General features: G+C 68.3%; 15 protein-coding genes. 10 read left to right on the forward strand and 5 right to left on the reverse strand.

All coding sequences use genetic code 11. From position 1 onward, the window contains the following. The first annotated feature begins 50 nt into the window (after positions 1-50). Both KY572_RS09580 and KY572_RS09585 read left to right on the forward strand, forming a co-directional pair. On the forward strand, positions 51-1,220 hold the full coding sequence (locus tag KY572_RS09580; protein WP_224242238.1) for a DNA cytosine methyltransferase: 1,170 nt from the start codon (positions 51-53) through the stop codon (positions 1,218-1,220). Continuing rightward, complete coding sequence (locus KY572_RS09585; protein WP_224242239.1) at positions 1,210-1,890, forward strand: Eco29kI family restriction endonuclease; 681 nt, start codon at positions 1,210-1,212, stop codon at positions 1,888-1,890. The genes KY572_RS09580 and KY572_RS09585 overlap by 11 nt, the downstream gene beginning before the upstream one ends. On the opposite strand, the gene KY572_RS09590 is transcribed toward KY572_RS09585, so the two are convergent. After that, a complete protein-coding gene (locus tag KY572_RS09590; protein WP_224242240.1) occupies positions 1,887-3,050 on the reverse strand; it encodes a DNA cytosine methyltransferase in 1,164 nt (387 codons plus the stop codon). The genes KY572_RS09585 and KY572_RS09590 overlap by 4 nt on opposite strands. Next, positions 3,047-3,466, reverse strand: coding sequence for a very short patch repair endonuclease (locus tag KY572_RS09595; RefSeq protein WP_224242241.1), 420 nt, complete (start codon positions 3,464-3,466; stop codon positions 3,047-3,049). Before KY572_RS09595 ends, KY572_RS09590 begins: the two co-directional genes overlap by 4 nt. 102 nt (positions 3,467-3,568) lie before the next feature. Here KY572_RS09595 and KY572_RS09600 point away from each other — a divergent pair, with 102 nt between their 5' ends. Continuing rightward, positions 3,569-4,390: an Eco29kI family restriction endonuclease gene (locus tag KY572_RS09600; RefSeq protein WP_224242242.1), complete on the forward strand. Its 822-nt coding sequence runs from the start codon at positions 3,569-3,571 to the stop codon at positions 4,388-4,390. Positions 4,391-4,424: 34 nt separating this feature from the next. Here the strand turns inward: KY572_RS09600 and KY572_RS09605 are convergent, their stop codons facing one another. Then, a complete protein-coding gene (locus KY572_RS09605) occupies positions 4,425-5,024 on the reverse strand; it encodes a DUF4760 domain-containing protein (RefSeq protein WP_224242243.1) in 600 nt (199 codons plus the stop codon). A gap of 179 nt (positions 5,025-5,203) precedes the next feature. Here KY572_RS09605 and KY572_RS09610 point away from each other — a divergent pair, with 179 nt between their 5' ends. Then, the gene (locus KY572_RS09610; RefSeq protein WP_224242244.1) at positions 5,204-5,389 is read left to right on the forward strand and encodes a hypothetical protein; all 186 of its coding nucleotides are present in this window, start codon (positions 5,204-5,206) and stop codon (positions 5,387-5,389) included. Positions 5,390-5,640: 251 nt separating this feature from the next. Then, a complete protein-coding gene (locus KY572_RS09615) occupies positions 5,641-5,871 on the forward strand; it encodes a hypothetical protein (protein ID WP_224242245.1) in 231 nt (76 codons plus the stop codon). Between the two features lie 21 nt (positions 5,872-5,892). On the opposite strand, the gene KY572_RS09620 is transcribed toward KY572_RS09615, so the two are convergent. Further along, complete coding sequence (locus KY572_RS09620; RefSeq protein WP_224242246.1) at positions 5,893-8,490, reverse strand: M16 family metallopeptidase; 2,598 nt, start codon at positions 8,488-8,490, stop codon at positions 5,893-5,895. Positions 8,491-8,680: 190 nt separating this feature from the next. Here KY572_RS09620 and KY572_RS09625 point away from each other — a divergent pair, with 190 nt between their 5' ends. The 5 genes from KY572_RS09625 to KY572_RS09645 all read left to right on the forward strand — a co-directional run bounded on the left by KY572_RS09625 (position 8,681) and on the right by KY572_RS09645 (position 15,941). Then, positions 8,681-11,062, forward strand: a complete 2,382-nt coding sequence (locus tag KY572_RS09625) for a gliding motility protein (protein ID WP_224242247.1) — start codon at positions 8,681-8,683, stop codon at positions 11,060-11,062. 7 nt (positions 11,063-11,069) lie between these two features. Next, positions 11,070-12,275, forward strand: a complete 1,206-nt coding sequence (gene hemW, locus KY572_RS09630) for a radical SAM family heme chaperone HemW (protein WP_224242248.1) — start codon at positions 11,070-11,072, stop codon at positions 12,273-12,275. A gap of 36 nt (positions 12,276-12,311) precedes the next feature. Further along, a complete protein-coding gene (locus tag KY572_RS09635; RefSeq protein WP_224242249.1) occupies positions 12,312-13,106 on the forward strand; it encodes a tetratricopeptide repeat protein in 795 nt (264 codons plus the stop codon). A 104-nt stretch (positions 13,107-13,210) separates the two neighbouring features. Next, on the forward strand, positions 13,211-14,740 hold the full coding sequence (locus tag KY572_RS09640) for a J domain-containing protein (RefSeq protein ID WP_224242250.1): 1,530 nt from the start codon (positions 13,211-13,213) through the stop codon (positions 14,738-14,740). Positions 14,741-14,822: 82 nt separating this feature from the next. Then, positions 14,823-15,941 (forward strand): serine/threonine protein kinase, encoded by a 1,119-nt coding sequence (locus KY572_RS09645; RefSeq protein ID WP_407659922.1) that lies wholly within the window; start codon positions 14,823-14,825, stop codon positions 15,939-15,941. A 63-nt stretch (positions 15,942-16,004) separates the two neighbouring features. Here KY572_RS09645 and KY572_RS09650 read toward each other — a convergent pair whose 3' ends face one another. Next, complete coding sequence (locus KY572_RS09650; protein ID WP_407659931.1) at positions 16,005-17,198, reverse strand: ABC transporter substrate-binding protein; 1,194 nt, start codon at positions 17,196-17,198, stop codon at positions 16,005-16,007. Positions 17,199-17,320 lie beyond the last annotated feature (122 nt).

The raw sequence follows: 17,320 nt of genomic DNA on the forward strand, positions 1-17,320 counted from the left end.
ACGAGATCGAGCCTTGCAAACGGGCCCGGTGTGGGCATGGATCCACCGCCATGGAGTCCATCGAGCTATTCACGGGAGCGGGCGGACTGGCGCTCGGGACGCATGTGGCGGGCTTCCACCACCGCGCCCTGGTCGAATTGGATCACGACGCCTGCGAGACCCTCCGCCGGAACTCCCAGGAGCGCGCCCTCCCAGGTATCGAGAGCTGGAAGGTCCACGAGACCGACGTGCGCCTGCTGTCCTTCGACATCTTCGGCCCGGTGGACCTGGTCGCGGGAGGTGCGCCGTGCCAGCCCTTCAGCCTGGGGGGAAAGCACAAGGGCATGGAGGACCCCCGCAACATGGTCCCCGAGTTCGTGCGGGCGGTGCGGGAACTCCAGCCACGTGCCTTCATCCTGGAGAACGTGAAGGGGCTGCTGCGGCAGAGCTTCAGCAGCTACTTCTCGTACATCTTCCTGCAGTTGAACTACCCCACCGTCACGCGGGTGCGCAGGGAGGACTGGACCGAGCACCTGAGGCGCTTGGAGGACATCCACACCAAGGGGCGCTTCCGAGGGCTCAAGTACAACGTGATCTTCCAGCTCCTGAACGCCGCGGACTATGGCGTGCCGCAGTGCCGCGAGCGGGTCTTCATCGTGGGCTTCCGGGAGGACACCGAGCTGGATTGGCACTTCCCCGAGCCAACCCACTCCGAGGAGGCACTGCTGCGCGACCAGTGGGTGACCCGCGACTATTGGAAGCGGCACGGCATTCGAGTTCCCAAGCAGCGACCGAGTTTTTCCTCCGAGAGGCTCCAGCAACTCGAGCGGGACGAGGTACTCAAGACCGCGCCTTGGAGGACCATTCGGGACGCGCTCCGTGGTCTTCCCGAGCCCCGGGTTGATCGCGCGCCCGCGCACATCTTCAACCACCGGCTGAATCCCGGTGCTCGTGTCTACCCGGGCCATACCGGGAGCCCGCTGGACCTCCCGTCGAAGACGCTCAAGGCCGGAGTCCACGGAGTGCCCGGCGGTGAGAACATGATCGCCTTTCCCGATGGCTCGGTGCGCTACCTCACCGTTCGTGAGGCGGCCCGTGTCCAGACCTTCCCGGATACGTGGAGGTTCGAGGGGGCCTGGTCGGAGGCGATGCGCCAGCTTGGGAATGCGGTACCGATGGAACTCGCCGCCGTGGTCGCGCGGAGCGTCGCGGAGAAGCTGAGCCAGGCCGATGCCAGGTAAGACCATCGTCATCAAGGAGTACAACCCCCTCGACTACGCCAACCTCACCAGGAACTGCGTCGAGGAACTGATGCGTCAGGGGCCTTACCGCCTGGAGTTCAACAAGCCGTTCGCGGGAGCTGGGGTCTATGCCCTGTTCTATGTGGGGCCTCGACCCGAGTACCGCCCCATCAAGTCACGGGACGCGACCTGGCCCATCTACGTTGGAAAGGCCGTGCCTCCGGGGGCACGGAAGGGCGGAAAGAGCGGCCAGACGTCGAGAGCGCTGTATATCCGACTTCGGCAGCACCTCGAATCCATCAACCAGACCCGGAATCTCGAGCCGCATCACTTCCGCTGTAGGTTCCTGGTCGTGACGCCGCTTTGGATCACGATGGCTGAGCGGTTCCTGATCGAGAAGTTCCAGCCGGCGTGGAACGTCTGTATCGAAGGCTTTGGTAACCACCACCCTGGCAAGGGGCGAGCGAAGACCCAACGGAGTTTGTGGGACATCCTTCATCCTGGCCGTGACTGGGCCGAGAAGCTCCTGACAACGCGCACTACAAAGGGAGTGAAGGCTCGTCTCCGTGCCTATCTGAAGACGCACTACGCGGGGGCGGAACTGCCGCCCCTCATCGCGGATGCCGACCGCTACATGGAGGACGAGACGGGGGACGATTCCGAGGATTAGCGGGGGCGCTCCTTCAGCTTCCTGGAAACGCTCCTGGCCACAACCGCCGCGAGGTCCATGGGAACAGCGTTTCCCAACTGGCGCATGGCCTCGCCCCATGAGCCCGCGAACCGCCAGCGATCCGGGAAGGTCTGTATCCGCGCCGCCTCACGCACCGTGAGATAGCGCAGGGTGCCATCGGCGAAGGCGATCATGTTCTCTCCGCCAGGCACGCCATGCACTCCCGCCTTCAGCGTCTTGGAAGGCAGGTCGTAGTTGCTCCCCGTGTGGCCTGGGTAGGCTCTCGCTCCTGGATTCAATCGGTGGTTGAAGACGTCGGAGGGCTCGGCATCGGCGCGTGGCTCGGGGAGATCCTGAATGGCGTCGCGAATGGTGCGCCAAGGTTTGGTCGCGTCGAACAACTCCTCAGTGCGGCCGAGGAATGGCGCGGCGTGCGCGGGAGGTACCTTCGGTCGGCGCACCCCGTGTCGTTCCCAGTAGCTGCCCGTGACCCACTGCTCCCGCATCAAGGCTTCGAAGGAGTGCGTCGGCTTCGGAAAGTGCCAGGGATGCCCCACGTCGGAGCGGAAGCCGACGATGAACACGCGCTCGCGGGTTTGCGGGATGCCGTAGTTCGCGGCATTCAGGAGTTGGAAGATGACGTTGTACTGAAGGTCGGCGTAGCGCCCCTGCGTGCGGACGTCCTCCAGGCGGCGCAGGTGGCCTTCCCAGCTTTCACCCTTCTTGCGGTGCAGATCCGGGTAGCTCAACTGCAAGAAGATGTACGAGAAGTAGTTGCGGAAGGTCTGGCGCAACAGCCCCTTGACGTTCTCGATGATGAACGCCTTCGGCCGTAGATCCCGCACGGCTCGGACGAAGTCAGGGAACATGTCGCGCTCGTCGTTCATGCCCTTGTGCTTGCCGCCGAGACTGAACGGCTGACAGGGCACGCCCCCCGCGACCAGGTCCACCGGCCCGAACTGGTTGAAGTCGAGCGCATGGATGTCGGCCTGAACCACGTTCCATCTGTCGACGCCCGGCAATGCGCCCTCTCGGCTGTTGCGCCTCAGCGTGTCGCAGGCGTCCTTGTTCCACTCCACCAGGGCGACATGCTCGAAGCCCGAGAGGTGCGTTCCCAGCGCGAGGCCACCGGCCCCAGTGAACAGCTCGAGGGACTTCATGGACTGCCCTCCAGAAACCCGCGAAGCCTCCGCCCCAATGCCGGCAGCTTCCGAACCTGACACTCCCACACCACCATCACCGACCATCCCATCCTCCGTATCTTTCGCTGCTGAACTACATCACGCCGCCGGTTCGCTTCCAGCTTGGGGAGCCAGAAGTCCAGCCTGGACTTCGGCAGTCGCGCGAGCGCGCAGGTCTTCGCTGGATGCCGATGCCAGAAGCAGCCGTGCACGAAGATCACCTTCTTCAAGCCCGGGAAGACGAGATCGGGCCGCCCAGGAAGCAGCTTGGAGTGCAGCCTGAATCGGTAACCCATGCTGAAGACGAGGCGGCGCACCGCGAGCTCGGGCTTGGTGTCCTTGTACCGGACGCGGCTCATTCGCGCGCTGCGCTCGCTCGGCGTCAGGGTGTCCACGGTGGGGAACCATACCTGAACGAGCGTCTAGCACATCGCCCTGACATGAGGTGGAGCCTGAAAAGTTGTCCACTCGGCGTGACGTGAAAGCATCGCGACGGAATGGCCGCCAAGCTCGACATCAATGCGCTCCTGGAGCACCTCGCTACCCTCCAGAAACTGGTGCCCGCAGGAGACGTCGATTTGCCCCCGCTGTCCAGCGCCAAGGTGAAGCGCCTGCGCGATGAGCTGAAGACCAGCGTCGATCGCCTGGAGGGGCTCGACTACCTGCTCAACCCGCTCAAGATGCCGAAGACGGTTTTTGATCCCAGTGACCCCCATGTGGTGGGACGGTTGATCGGGGATACGCTGCTCCAACAGGAGCGAGTGTCGCTTGAGTCCGTGGACAAGTTCTACGGGTCGGGGGTCTACGCGATCTACTACCTGGGCTCTTTCGATGCGTACGAGCCCATCTCCAGGACCGATACCCCCATCTACGTTGGCAAGGCTGATCCCGCGGACCGCTACGCCCAGGATGTTCGAGAGCAGGGCGAGCGTCTCTCGAGTCGGCTCAAGGACCACAGGAGGAGCATCACGTGGGCCGAGAACCTGGATATCCGCGACTTCGACTGCCGCTTCCTGGTGGTGAAGACCGCCTGGGAGTCCACGGCCGAGGACTACCTCATCAACCGCTTCCGGCCTGTCTGGAACAGTGAGATGAAGGTCTGCTTCGGGTTCGGAAAACACGGCGACTCCGCGAAGGTCCGGGGCAACACGCGATCTCCGTGGGACACCCTTCATCCGGGTCGTCCATGGGCGGACGAGGAGGGGAACAAGCCCAACCCCCTGGGGATTGACGGCATCAAGAAGCAGATCGCGGCCCACTTCGAGAAGAATCCGCCCTTGTACCCGGAGAAAAGCTACTCCCCTCGTCCGCCAGGGTAGTTCTCCGAGGCTAAGTCTTTTGCAGGGGTGGCAACTACGCAACCTGCTTCGTCGTGATCGCACCAGTAGGCTGGGCAGCAGGTGCGGAATCGCTCCATTCACGAGAGAGTTCATCCAGCCTGGCCCAAGGGTCTATCTTCCGGAGGCTGATGACGTGCTCACGGTACTCGCCGAGCACTCGCATCCATCGCTTGAACGTCGCCTCGAAGGCAGCCTTGAGCATGCTGTCGTCGCCAACCTTGAACATCGCAGCTATCGCTACGTCATCAAGGTAGTTCAGCAGAGTGCCGAAGTGATGCACCATGACGGGGTCAGTTCCCTGACGACTCGCATCCACTTCCTTCTTGAATTCGGCATCGATCTCTGCACGCGGGATAGCCTCATTGTTCTGGTAGCGCTCGCTCCACCGCCTCATGATGGCAGAGCGGGCGTGCATGGTCCGCTCGTCCCAGCGGCTAATAAGTTCGGCTGCGTATAGCCTGCGCTGGTAGTCGTGGTCATCACGGAGTGCTTGCTGTGCAACCACCACAGCCTTCTCGGACTGCTTCGCACTCTTGACGGCAACAACAGATGCGACGACAGCCACAACCGCAGCAAACGCGGTTGCTACTGCGGAGACCATATTCCAGTCCATAAGGGCATTTCCCTCCAGAGCAAGAGCCGTCAAGAGGATAGTCGGGAAGACGTCTTGAGGACGTAAGTTCTTTCAGCGGAGGTCGCCACCAAGCCGAGAAACCGGGCTTCCGCAAAGCCCCTGAAAAGACTTAGCTCCGATGACTTAGACGGAAGCCGCATCTTCAGTGAAGGAGTCGAGTGTTTCGCTTCAGATGCGAATGGGCCGATGGCCACGATGCAATGACGCTAACGGGCTTCGACCTGGGCCACATGACCTTCGCGGGCGAGAAAGGGATCTGCTCCTCGCGAGGGAAGAAGCCGGATCAGGCGATGATGCTAGTCATCGCCATCAAGGAACTGCTCGATGCTTGGAGCGGTTCCTGAAAGAAGGGCAATCCAAGTACACCTTCATTAGCGTGTCCATGTGCAGAGCCATCTTGTCGGGCGTCGAGTCGTTTCTGGGTCAACCCGCTAATCAGCTCCCTGTCGATGATCCAACTCGGGAAGATCTGCTCACATCCATTGAGGAGTTTGTGTGCCTTCGCACGTGAATGGTCAGCGGATATCCAGCGACAGTCTGAGCAGTTGGAAATCCTCGAAGGACTGCTGAAGAGAGCCCCATGGAGCGGCCCGACATGAGCTTCGACCTCTACGTGCGAGACCTGAGCGTCCTGCTCAAGGAGAAGGCACTGGAAGCCAGGGAGGAGAGCAGAACCGCATCAGCGGGCGACCGTGCGTATGCGCTCGGACGGTTGATGGCGTTTCACGACGTCATCTCCCTCATGCAGCAACAGGCTCAGGCCTTCGGGATCCCTCTGGCGGAGATAGGCCTGGACGACATTCAGCCAGAGAAGGATCTCGTGTGAGACCTCTTGGAGGAGTTCACCTCACGGCCCGACGATGGCCAGCACGCCGCGGTTGAAGTCGATCACCTGGCGCGCCACCTCGCGCACATCGTCCGCCGTCACCGCGGCGATGTTGTCCGAGTAGTGCAGGAAGTTCTCCAGCTTCATCCCGTAGCACGTGTCCAGCGCCAGCAGCCCCGCGCGCGAGGCGTTGCGCTGCAGGCCGATCTCGTTCGTCCCAATCAAATGCAACCGCGCCCGCGCCAATTCCACCTCGGGCACGCGCTCCTCGCACACCCGCGTCAGCTCCTTCTGGATGGCCTCCACCGCGTCGCTCACCTTCTCCGGGCTCGTGCCGATGTAGGCCGCGAAGTAGCCCGGATCCAGCCCCTCCACCGTGAAGCTGCTCACGCTGTAGGCCATGGAGCGCTTGTCCCTCAGCTCCACGAAGAGCCGCCCGCCCTGCCCGGACAGCAGCATCGAGAGCACCTCCAGCGCATGCCGCCGCGGATCATTCAGCCGCATCCCCATGAAGCCGTACACCACGTGCGCCTGGGCCCGCGCCAGCACCCGCTTCTCCTGGCGCGGCCCCTCCGGTGGCGCGTCCACCGGCACCACCGGCGCCGGCTTCGCCCCGCCCCGAGGCTTGCCGAAGTACTCCCGCGCCAGCGCCATCACCTCCTCCACCTTCACGTCTCCCACCACGCTCAGCGTCAGCTGTGACGGATCCATGTACGCCGCGTGGTAGGCGCGCAGCGCCTCGGGCCCCATCGCCTCCACCGGCCCGTGCTCACCCAGCGCGTGCAGCCGGTACGGGTGCGAGCGGTACAGCGTCTTGTTGAAGAGATCGAACGCCAGCCCCGACGGCTTGTCCTCCCGCGTGAGGATGTCCTGCAGCAGCAGCCGGCGCTCCCGCGCCACCTCGGCCTCGGGGAAGGTGGGCTCCGTCACGCACTCGGCGAACAGCCGGAAGGCCTGCTCGAAGTGCTTCGAGAGGAAGTCCCCGCGCATCCCCACCGAGTTGCGCCCCCCCAGCCCGCCCAGCGAGCCCGCGAAGGCGTCCACCAGCTGGGTAACCTCCTCCGCGTCCCGGGTGCGCGTGCCCCGCGTCAGGCTGCGCCCCAGCAGCGTCGACAGCCCGTTGTTCGCCGGCGTCTCGTAGCGCAGCCCGCCGAGGAACGCCGCCCGCATCGCGAACAGCGGCACGCCGTGCTCCTCGCGCACCACGATGCGCGCGCCCGACGGCAGCGTCTCCTGGACGATCTCCCCCGTGCTCGAGCGCGAAGGAACCACCCGCAGGGCCGCACCCTTCGCGGGCCGGCGCACCTTGCGGTCCGGCCGCACCGTGGGCGCCTCGTGCGCCACCGCGTCCAGGAGCTCCTCCGCCTGGGCCGCGCTGAAGTCCGTGCCCGGCGGCAGCAGCCCCGTCACCACCGCCCGGTCGAAGCGCAGGTAGCGCTCGGCCACCTCCCGCACGTCCTCGACGGTGAGCCGCGCCACCGCCTCGTAGTAGCGCTCCTCCGCCTCCAGCCCGCCCATCGCGGACTGGTAGTAGCCCATCTTCCGCGCCATGCCCTGCACCGTCTCGCGCTGGTACACGGCCTCCGCCTCGAGGATGGCCTTCACCGTGTCCAGCTCGTCCGCGGACACCGGCTGGGCGCGCAGCTCGGCCAGCGCCCGCGTCGTCTCCTCCAGCGCCCGGCGCGCGTTCGCCGCCGGCAGCGTCAGCGAGGCGCTGAACAGCCCCGGATCCCTCGGCGTGTACGCCGAGGCATGAATCTCGTTGACCAGGTTGAGCTTGCGCTTCACCTCCACCGCCAGCCGGGACGCCTCGCCCTGGCCCGCCAGCATCGCCAGCACGTCCAGCGCCGGCACGTCCGGGTGGTCCGCCCGGGGGATGCCGAAGCTCAGGTGGAGGTGCGCCTCCTTCACGTCATCCTCTCGCAGCAGCAGCCGGCGCTGGGTGGCCGCGGGCTCGCTGGGGCGCGGCGCCAGGCCCTCGAAGGGCCGGCCCCAGTCCCCCCCGAAGATTTCCTCCACCCACCCGCGCAGCTCCGCCTCGCGCACGTCTCCCACCACCGAGAGCACCAGGTTCCTGGGCGAGTAGTACCGGTGGTAGAACTCCAGCACCTTCTCCCGCGAGAAGCTCCGGACGCTCTCCTCCGTGCCGATGACGGGCCGCCGGTACGGGTGCACCTGGTAGGCCGTGGCGAACAAGTCCCTCGAGGCCCGCCGGGACGGGGTGTCCTGGCTTCGTTTGATCTCCTCGCACACCACCTCGATTTCCCGCGCCAGCTCCTCCCGGTCGAACGCCGAGTGCCGCACCGCGTCGCCCAGGATGTCCAGCCCCATCCGGGCAAACTGGCTGGCGATGACGATGTGGTAGACCGTCTGGTCGAAGGACGTCCAGGCGTTGATCTCCCCGCCGTGCGCCTCCACGTCCCGGGCAATCTCCCCGGGGCCCCGGCGCTCGGTGCCCTTGAAGAGCATGTGCTCGTGGAGGTGGGCCAGGCCCGCCTGGTCGGGCCGCTCGTCGGCGCTGCCGGCCTTCACCCAGACCTGGAAGGCGGCGACCTTGGCGGCGTGCTGTTCCTCGAAGACGACGGTGAGCCCGTTGGAGAGCGCGTAGCGGAGGGGCATAGGAGGCGTCCGAAGCTGGCACCAGCCCTGCACGGAAGCAAGGCGCGGAGTGAGGTTTCCCTCACTCCCTAACGTCCCCGGCGCCCCCGGGCGACCCGGACGCACGCCCGAGCCCCGGGCGGAGGGGCGGGCGGGAATCCGCGCGTGTGTATTGGAGAACAGCCCCAACGGGCGATAACCTGCGCCCGTCATGGCACCGCCCCTGGAAGAGCTGGATCCGCTCGCGGACCTGCGTGAGAGCTTGGACGACGGTGCCCCCACGGCCGCACCCTCGGTGAGCAAGCCCGCGCCCGCGGTCGCACCACCTCCGCTGCCGCCTCGCAAGAACGCCACGGCTCCGGCCCCCATCCCCACCGGCAGCCAGTCCGGCATCGCCTCGCCCCTGGCCAGGAGCAAGCCGCAGGCCCCCATCCCCACCGGGAGCCAGTCCGGCGTCGCCTCGCCCCTGGCCAAGAGCCCCCGCCCCCTGGGCGGGGAGGATCCGTTCGGCGAGCCCGCCGAGCCCCGCATGCCCATGGGGGCCGCCCCGGAGGAGAAGCTCGAGTTCTTCCGCCAGGTGCTCAAGCAGAAGACGGAGACGCTGGCCCGGGCGCGCTCGCTGTACTCGGAGAAGGACTCGGAGCTGACCGGGCTGCGCCAGTCGGTGGCGCAGCTCACCCAGGAGCTCACCACCGCGAAGAAGGAGCTCACCGACGCCCGCGGGCAGCTGGGCGGGCTGAAGGAGCTGCCCCAGAAGCTGGCCCAGGCGACGGAGGCCCAGGCCCGCCAGGAGAAGCGCGCGGCCACCGCCGAGGCGAAGCTGGCCGAGGCGGAGGGAGAGCTCCAGGCCGTCGAGGCCGACCGCAAGGACTTGTCCCGCGCGCTGGCGGACGTGGAGGCGGAGATTCCCCGCCTCACCGAGGACCTTCGGGCGGAGCGGGAGGCGCGCGCGGCGCTGGCCGAGGAGCTCATCGGCGCCAAGGAGGCCCTCTCGCTGGCGCAGGACCGCGTGGCGGACCTGGCCGCGGAGAAGTCCGAGGCCCAGGGCACGATGGAGGCCGTCCAGGAGCAGTTCCAGGCCGCGCTCGCGGACGTGGAGCGGCTCACCGGTGAGCTCGAGACGGCCACCACCGAGCGCGACGCGCTGAGCACCGAGCGCGAGGAGCTGTCGCTGCGCGCCAGCCAGCTCGAGGCGGCCCTGGCCGAGGCCAACGGCAACCTGAGCGCGCTGGAGAGCGAGAGCGAGTGGTCCCGGAGCTCGCTCGAGGAGGCCCAGTCCCGCGCCCAGCTGATGGAGGCGGAGCGGGACGAGGCCCGCTCGGAGACCGCCACCGCGCGGCAGCAGGTGGAGGCGCTCCAGAAGGAGAAGGCCGCGCTCGAGAAGGACAAGGCCACCCTCAAGACGCGCCTCTCCGAGCTCGAGCGCAACCTGGCCCTCAAGGACGCGGACCTCGTGGGCGTGCGCGCGGCGCTGTCTGCCCGCACGTCCGAGGCGGGGGCGCTCATTGGCCGCGCGGAGGTGGCCGAGGGCAAGGTGGCCACGCTCACCGACCGCGTGCAGCTGCTGGAGGCGGAGGTGGCCGCGGCCACCGAGCGCGCCCAGGCCGCCGAGGTGGAGGTGGCCTCGCTCCGGGGCGCCCTGGAGGCCAGCGAGGCCGAGCAGGTGTCGCTGAGGGACCGCATCGAGGCGGACGCGGCGGCGCTGTCGGAGACGGCTCGCACCGCCGAGGCCCAGGTGGAGGAGCTCAACTCGCTGCTGTCCACGGCGCGGGCCGAGCGGGACGAGGTGGTCGGCGAGCTCGACTCGGTGAAGGCGACGCTCCACTCCGTGCAGGCGACGCTGCAGTCCACGCAGGCGGCGCTCCAGTCCACGCAGTCCACGCTGCAGACGGTGCAGGCGGAGAAGGCCAGCCTGGCGGCGCGGGCCTCCTCGCTGGAGAAGGGCGGGGCGCAGCGGGACACGCAGGTGGCGGAGCTCAACGCGAAGCTGGAGGCGGCCCGCGCGGAGGCGGAGGACAAGACAACCCGGCTCTCCCAGCGCGTGAAGATGCTGGAGGGCGCGCTGGAGACGGCGCGCAACGAGGCCGCGGCTGCGGCGAAGAAGTCCGCCGCCGAGCTGGCCACCGCCGAGACGAACCTGCGCACGCTCCGCGGCAAGGAGGCCGAGGCCACCCGGGCCACCAAGGCCCTCGAGCAGAAGGTGGCGCAGGCGGAGGCGGCCCTCAAGACGGAGAAGGGGAGCCAGGGCTCGCTCGGGCAGAAGCTGGCGCAGGTGGAGGCCACGCTGGAGGCCGAGCAGGCCGAGCGCGCCAGCCTGGAGCAGCGGCTGGCCGAGTTGGAGTCGGCGCTCCAGGCCGAGCAGGCCCAGCGGGCGAACCTGGAGCAGGAGCTGGAGCAGGCGCGTGCCGCTCCGGCGGCTCCGGCGGGGGGCGAGGCTCCGGCGGAGCTCATCGCCGAGCGCGACAAGCTCAAGGCGGACATCACCGCCATGAAGAAGAAGCTGGTGCAGGCCGAGTCCGCCATCGAGGCGGCGGCTACCTACAAGGCGAAATTGGCGCGGCTGGAGGCGCAGTTGAAGGGTGGCAAGAAGTAACCACCCCATGTCGTTCTCCGCCCCCATCGATGCCTGGACCGGGATGCCGGCGGCCCGCTTCGGGCTGTACCTTCACTTCCCGTACTGCCTGGCGAAGTGCCCCTACTGCGACTTCGCCGTGGCCGTGGCGCGCCAGGTGCCGGAGGAGCGCTACGCCCACGCGGTGCTGAGGGAGCTGGACGCTCGGCTGGCCGCCATGCCGGAGCTCCGCAAGCGGCCGCTGGAGTCCATCTTCCTGGGAGGCGGCACGCCCTCGCTGTGGCACCCGAAGTGGGTGGCGCACGTGCTGGAGGGCATCGCGGCCCGGCTGCCGGTGGCGCCCGGGGCGGAGGTGTCCCTGGAGGCGAACCCGGAGGTGGCGGACACGGAGCGCTACGCCGGCTTCCAGGCGGCGGGGGTGAACCGGCTCTCGCTGGGCGTGCAGTCCTTCCAGCCGGAGACGCTGAAGGCGCTCGGGCGGGCGCACGACGCGCGGGGGGCGGAGGAGGCGTTCCGCATGGCGCGGCGCGCGCGCTTCGAGGTGGTGTCCATGGACTTCATCTATGGAGTGCATGGGCAGACGCGAGCGCAGGTGGAGGCGGACGCGCGGAAGGCCGCGGCGCTGGAGCCGGAGCACCTGTCCACCTACGCGCTGACCCTGGAGCGCGAGGTGCTGGCGGAGGACACGCCGCTGGCCAAGCGCCTGGCCCGGGGAGAGGTGGCGCTGCCCCAGGACGAGGAGGTGGTGGCCATGGCCGACACGCTGCGCGAGGTGTACGCCGCGCACGGCCTGCGCCGCTATGAAATCTCCAACCACGCGCGGGAGGGCTACAGCTCCAGGCACAACGCGCTGTACTGGACGGGGGGCGAGTACCTGGCGCTCGGAGTGGGCGCCACGGGCATGCTGCACACGCCTTCACCCCACCGGTACGTGAACCTGCGCGGCGCGGAGGCCTGGCTGAAGGCGGTGGAGCAGGGCGCGCTGCCCGAGGCGAGCCGCGAGGCGCTCGGCCCGGAGGAGCTCTTCGAGGAGCGGCTGGCGATGGGGCTGCGGCTGCGCTCGGGGGTGGACTGGGAGGCGGTGTGCGCCGCGTACGGCCAGGAGCCGGAGCCCCGGCGGGCGGAGGTGGCGCGGCTGGTGGCGCACGGCCTGGCGACGCTGAGCGGCCGGCGCCTGGTGCTGACGGACGCGGGGGCGGATCTGCACAGCGCCATCTGCGCGAGGCTGATTTAAGGTGAGTGCTTCGGTGACAGCTCGGGAATCGCGAACATGAGCACGTGGATGTTGTGGATGATCGCCTCGCTCCTCACGGGGCGGCCGCTGCTGTCGCTGGTGCTGGTGTTCGGGCTGCTGTGGCTGATGGACCGCTACACCCTGCAGGTGCTGCCGCGTCCGCTGCGCTTCATCCACCGCTGGCGGCGCGCGGGGCAGCTCGAGCGCACGCTGCTGGCCAACACCCACGATCGGCGGGCGCGCTTCGAATTGGCGGAGCTGCGCGTGGGGCAGGGCAAGTACGCGGCGGCCGTGGAGCTGCTCAAGCCCAACCTGGAGGCGGGGGACGAGGACGTGGACACGCTCTTCCTGCTCGGGGTGGCGTACCTGGGCGCGGGCGAGGCGGCCAAGGGCGAGCTGCTGCTGAGCGAGGCGGAGAAGCTGAGCCCGGACTTCCGCCAGGGCTCCATCGACCTGGAGCGGGGCCGGCTGCGGCTGGCGGGCGGGGACGTGAAGGGCGCGGTGGAGGCGCTGGAGCGCTTCGTGAAGGGCCGGCACGGGACGGTGGAGGGGCGGGTGCTGCTGGCCAAGGCCCTGGACAAGGCGGGGCGGGACGCGGACGCGGCGCTCATGCGCGACGAGGCCTGGAAGGAGTACCTGGCCGCCCCGGGCTTCCACCGTCGCCGGGAGCGGATGTGGGCCTGGCGTGCACGTCCCAGCCGCCCCCTCACCTACGCGGCCCTGGTGCTGGTGGTGCTGGCGCTGGGCTACCGGGTGCTGAGCCAGGTCCAGCCCCCCAGGGAGACCTACTCGGATCCCTACGCCGTGGGGGCGGACGAGGATGAGGAGTGAGGAGCCTGCTCCCCCTGTATTTTCCCGTCCATCCGGGCTTCAATGGTGGTGTCGCTACTCGTGGTTTCCGTAGACTTCCGGACGACACCTGCGAGAGGTAGCCGATGTTCCCCGCCCCATCCCATGTGCTCCGACAGCGAGAGGGGACGCTCGCGGAGGTGCCGCTGCCGTTGCTGCTGCACGCGCTGGCCATGGAGGAGCGCACGTGCACGCTGGAGCTGAAGGCGCGCCAGCGGGAGAAGCGCATCACGTTCGAGGAGGGCGCGCCCGTGGCGTGTGTCTCGAACCTGCTGCACGAGACGCTGGGCAAGTTCCTGGTGGAGAAGGGGAAGCTGAGCGAGGCGGACTACCAGAAGACGCTCTCGGAGAGCATCCAGACGGGGCAGGAGATCGGCACGCTGCTGGTGCAGAAGGGGCTGATCAGCCCGTTCGACTTGTACAAGCAGCTGCAGGCGAACCTGGGGCTGAGCCTGCTGGACTGCTTCCGGTGGACGGACGCGCGCTACAAGCTGATCGCGGACGTGGAGCCGCCGGGCACGAGCGTGCGGACGAACACGGCGCAGCTCATCCTCACGGGCGTGGCGAACATGATGCCGTTCGACGCGGTGGCCACGCACTTCACCTTCACGGATGACCGGCGCTTCGCGCAGGTGCCGGGCGTGGAGGGGCCGAAGCTGTCGGCGAAGGACGCGCGGCTGTTCCAGGCGCTGCGGCTGCGGCCCACCTTCTCGGAGATGCTGGAGCGCACGGGCTACGACACGGAGTCGGCGCTGCGGCGGCTGTACGCGCTGTGCATCGTGGGGGTGGCGGACTTCGCGGACGCGGTGGACGAGCGGGCGGCCTCGGCGCCTCCGCCGCCGGTCGCGGTGGTGGAGCCAGAGCCGGTGGCTCCGGCGGTGCCCTCGGGGACGCCGTTCTCGGACGAGGACGAGGCGGCGCGCAACGAGCTGATGAGCGCCTTCATGTCTCACCGGAGCCAGGATCCGTTCGCGCTGCTGGGGGTGGCGGAGGACGTGCAGCCGCTGGCGCTGCGCAAGGCGTTCCTGAACGCGGCGGACAAGTTCAGCCCGCTGCGCTTCAACACGGCGGACTTGAAGGAGAAGGCGGAGGTGCTGCTGGCGGCGTACGCCCGGGCCTTCGGGGTGCTGATGGAGCCGGACCTGGCGGCGCTGTGGCGCAAGCGTCGGGCGGCGGCGCGGGAGAAGGAGCGGGGGGCGACGGGGCGGCCGTCGACGCAGGAGCAGTTCCGCATCAAGACGGAGCTGCTGGACGGGCGCACGCAGTTCGAGCAGGGGAAGAAGCGGCTGGAGGGGCGCAACTTCGCGGGGGCGTTCGAGTACTTCGAGTACGCGTGCGACATCGAGCCGCGGCCGATGCACCTGGCCTACCGGGCGTGGGCGCGCTACCTGATGAAGCCGGAGTCCCACGGCAAGCTGGCGCTGCAGGAGCTGAGCGACGTACTGCGCCAGGAGCCGCAGCTGGAGGAGGGCTGGTTCTTCTACGGCGAGGTGAGCCGTGGGGAGAGCCAGTGGGCCCAGGCCGAGGACGCGTACCGCCGGGCCTTCAAGCTCAACCCGAAGAACCGGCGCTACGTGGACCTCATCCAGGAGACCATCAAGAACGCCAGGCGCTGAGCCGCTCCCCTCCGGCATGGCCGAGGGTACGCTCGTCGGACCGGAGCGCGGGCGTTATCCTCTTGGGTGGAGGAGCCGCGCCATGCCTCAGCTCGGCAGGTATCAACTGATAAAGAAGCTCGCCACCGGAGGCATGGCCGAGGTGTTCCTCGCCAAGGCCCAGGGCCCCATGGGCTTCGAGAAAACGCTGGTACTCAAACGGATCCTTCCCTACATGGCGGAGGACCCCACCTTCGTGGAGATGTTCCTGGCGGAGGCGAAGCTGGCTGCCCAGCTCAACCACCCCCACCTGGTGCAGATCTTCGACTTCGGCGAGGCCGACGGCCAGTACTTCCTGGCCATGGAGTACATCGACGGCGTCAACCTGCGCACCCTGCTGGTGCGAGCGGCCCAGCAGGGAATGGCGCTGGCCCCCGAGCTGTGCGCCCAGCTCGTCGCCTCCGCGTGCGAGGGTCTGGCCTTCGCTCATGACTTCCGGGACCCGGAGACCGGCGTTCCGCTGGGGCTCATCCATCGCGACATCAGCCCGGACAACATCCTCGTGTCGCGTCACGGCGCCGTGAAGGTGGTGGACTTCGGCATCGCCAAGGTCGCTGGCCAGCCCGACAGGACGCAGGAGGGCGTCGTCAAGGGCAAGCTGGCCTACATGCCGCCCGAGCAGATCCGCGCCGAGCCGCTGGATCGCCGGGTGGATGTGTATGCGCTCGGGGTGGTGCTCTACGAGCTGCTCACCGCCCACAAGCCGTTCCAGGGCCCCACGGACGCCAGCACGATGGAGTCCATCCTCTTCAGGCCGATGGTGCCGCCCTCGCAGTACCGGTCGGACGTGCCCGACTCGCTGCTCCTCATCCTTGAGCGCGCCCTCGCGGGGAAGCCCGAGCACCGCCAATCGGATTGCCTGTCGCTCGCGGCGGAGCTCGAGGACTTCATCCTCTCGGTGGGCAAGCCGGTGACGGCGCAGCAGCTCGCCCTGCTCGTCGCGATGGTCGTCCCCGAGCAGCCCCCCTCGGGCCCCATGCCCGCGCGGGCCCCGGCGCCAGCCGCTGGCGAAGCGCCTGGGAACCCGCGCCCCTCGCAGCTCGGGCTGGATACCACCTTCCTCGCGTACTCGCCCGGTGACACCCTGGAGATCGATCCAGCCTTGGTGCGGTCCCTGGCGGAGGTCGAGGAGCTCACGGAGCCTGGAGAGCCCGAGGAGTGAGCGGCTCCGCGCGTTGAGGGCCGGGAGCTGCGTCCGAGCGTTGGAGCCGGCGGGCCCGCCGCCTCACGGCGTCACGGTGGCGACGAACTTCGTCTTCCCATCCTCCACCTTGAGCACCACCGCCTGCTTCTCCGCGTCCCGCTTGGCGTTGATGGTGATCTTCCCCGCCACGCCCGGGAAGTCCTTCGTCGCGGCGATGGCATCGCGCAGCGCCTTGCCCGACAGGTCCGGTGCCCGCTTCATCGCGTCCGCCGCCAGCTTCGTCGCGTCATACGCCAGCGCCGCCACGCTGTCCGGCAGCGAGCCGTAGGCCTTCTGGTACTTCTCGCTGAACTCCTTGAGCAGCGGGTCCGGGTTGTCCAGCGCGTAGTGGTTGGAGAAGTAGCTCCCGTTGAGCGCCGAGCCGCCCAGCTCGAAGAGCTTCTCGGACTCCCAGCCATCCCCGCCCAGCAGCGGCACCTGCAGGCCCAGCTCCCGCGCCTGCCGCGCAATCAACCCCACGTCCGTGTAGTACCCCGGCACGAACACCGCCTCCGGCTTCGCCCGCTTGATGGCCGTGAGCTGCGCCCGGAAGTCCGTGTCCCCCTTCGAGTAGCTCTCGTTGGAGATGATCTTCCCGCCCATCTTCTGGAACTCCGCGATGAACACCTCGGCCAGCCCGATGGAGTACGCGGCCTTGTTGTCCGTGAGCACCGCCACCTGGCTCAGCTTCAGGTTCTCCCGCGCGAACTTCGCCATCACCAGCCCCTGGAACGGATCGATGAAGCACACCCGGAAGATGTAGTCGCCCTTCTGCGTCACCTCGGGGTTCGTCGAGGTGTACGTAATCTGCGGCACCCCGGCCGCCTGCGCCTTCTCCGCCATCGCCATGGACACCGACGAGGCCGCCTCGCCGATGATCACCGCCACCTTGTCCTGGGCGATGAGCCGGGTGGTGGCCTGCGCCGCCTCCTCGGGCCTGCCCTGGCTGTCGTACACCCGCACCGCCAGCTTCTTGCCCTTCACCCCGCCGGCGGCGTTCACCTCGTTGATGGCCATCTCGATGCCGTTGCGCGCCGAGATGCCGAAGGTGGCCTCGCTGCCCGTGAGGCTGCCCACCTCCCCAATGAGGATGGTGTCCGACTCAGCGGGCGGGCTCGCCTTGGCCTCGCCCGCCGGCGCGCCCGTCGAGGGAGCAGGCGCGGGCTGCGACTTCTTCTCGCAGGCCACCAGGGCCAGGGTCAGCACGGAGAGCAACAGCGAGGCGGAACGGCGCACGGGCAGGTGCATGGGGCGGACTTCCTCCAGAGGGCCCCCTCTCTTCACACGTCCCCTCGACGGCTTCAACCTCGAAGCCCCTTGCCCACCCCCCCGACGGCCCACCGGCACCCCCCCTCATT

The organism is Hyalangium gracile, assembly GCF_020103725.1.
In the GTDB taxonomy this organism is placed as follows: Bacteria; Myxococcota; Myxococcia; order Myxococcales; family Myxococcaceae; genus Hyalangium; species Hyalangium gracile.

Coding starts and splice junctions, on each gene's coding strand:
- KY572_RS09645 (WP_407659922.1), top strand. CDS start 14,823: ATGCCTCAGCTCGGCAGGTATCAACTGATAAAGAAGCTCGCCACCGGA.
- KY572_RS09615 (WP_224242245.1), top strand. CDS start 5,641: ATGAGCTTCGACCTCTACGTGCGAGACCTGAGCGTCCTGCTCAAGGAG.
- KY572_RS09625 (WP_224242247.1), top strand. CDS start 8,681: ATGGCACCGCCCCTGGAAGAGCTGGATCCGCTCGCGGACCTGCGTGAG.
- KY572_RS09605 (WP_224242243.1), bottom strand. CDS start 5,024: ATGGACTGGAATATGGTCTCCGCAGTAGCAACCGCGTTTGCTGCGGTT.
- KY572_RS09590 (WP_224242240.1), bottom strand. CDS start 3,050: ATGAAGTCCCTCGAGCTGTTCACTGGGGCCGGTGGCCTCGCGCTGGGA.
- hemW (WP_224242248.1), top strand. CDS start 11,070: ATGTCGTTCTCCGCCCCCATCGATGCCTGGACCGGGATGCCGGCGGCC.
- KY572_RS09600 (WP_224242242.1), top strand. CDS start 3,569: ATGGCCGCCAAGCTCGACATCAATGCGCTCCTGGAGCACCTCGCTACC.
- KY572_RS09635 (WP_224242249.1), top strand. CDS start 12,312: ATGAGCACGTGGATGTTGTGGATGATCGCCTCGCTCCTCACGGGGCGG.
- KY572_RS09580 (WP_224242238.1), top strand. CDS start 51: ATGGAGTCCATCGAGCTATTCACGGGAGCGGGCGGACTGGCGCTCGGG.
- KY572_RS09640 (WP_224242250.1), top strand. CDS start 13,211: ATGTTCCCCGCCCCATCCCATGTGCTCCGACAGCGAGAGGGGACGCTC.
- KY572_RS09585 (WP_224242239.1), top strand. CDS start 1,210: ATGCCAGGTAAGACCATCGTCATCAAGGAGTACAACCCCCTCGACTAC.
- KY572_RS09620 (WP_224242246.1), bottom strand. CDS start 8,490: ATGCCCCTCCGCTACGCGCTCTCCAACGGGCTCACCGTCGTCTTCGAG.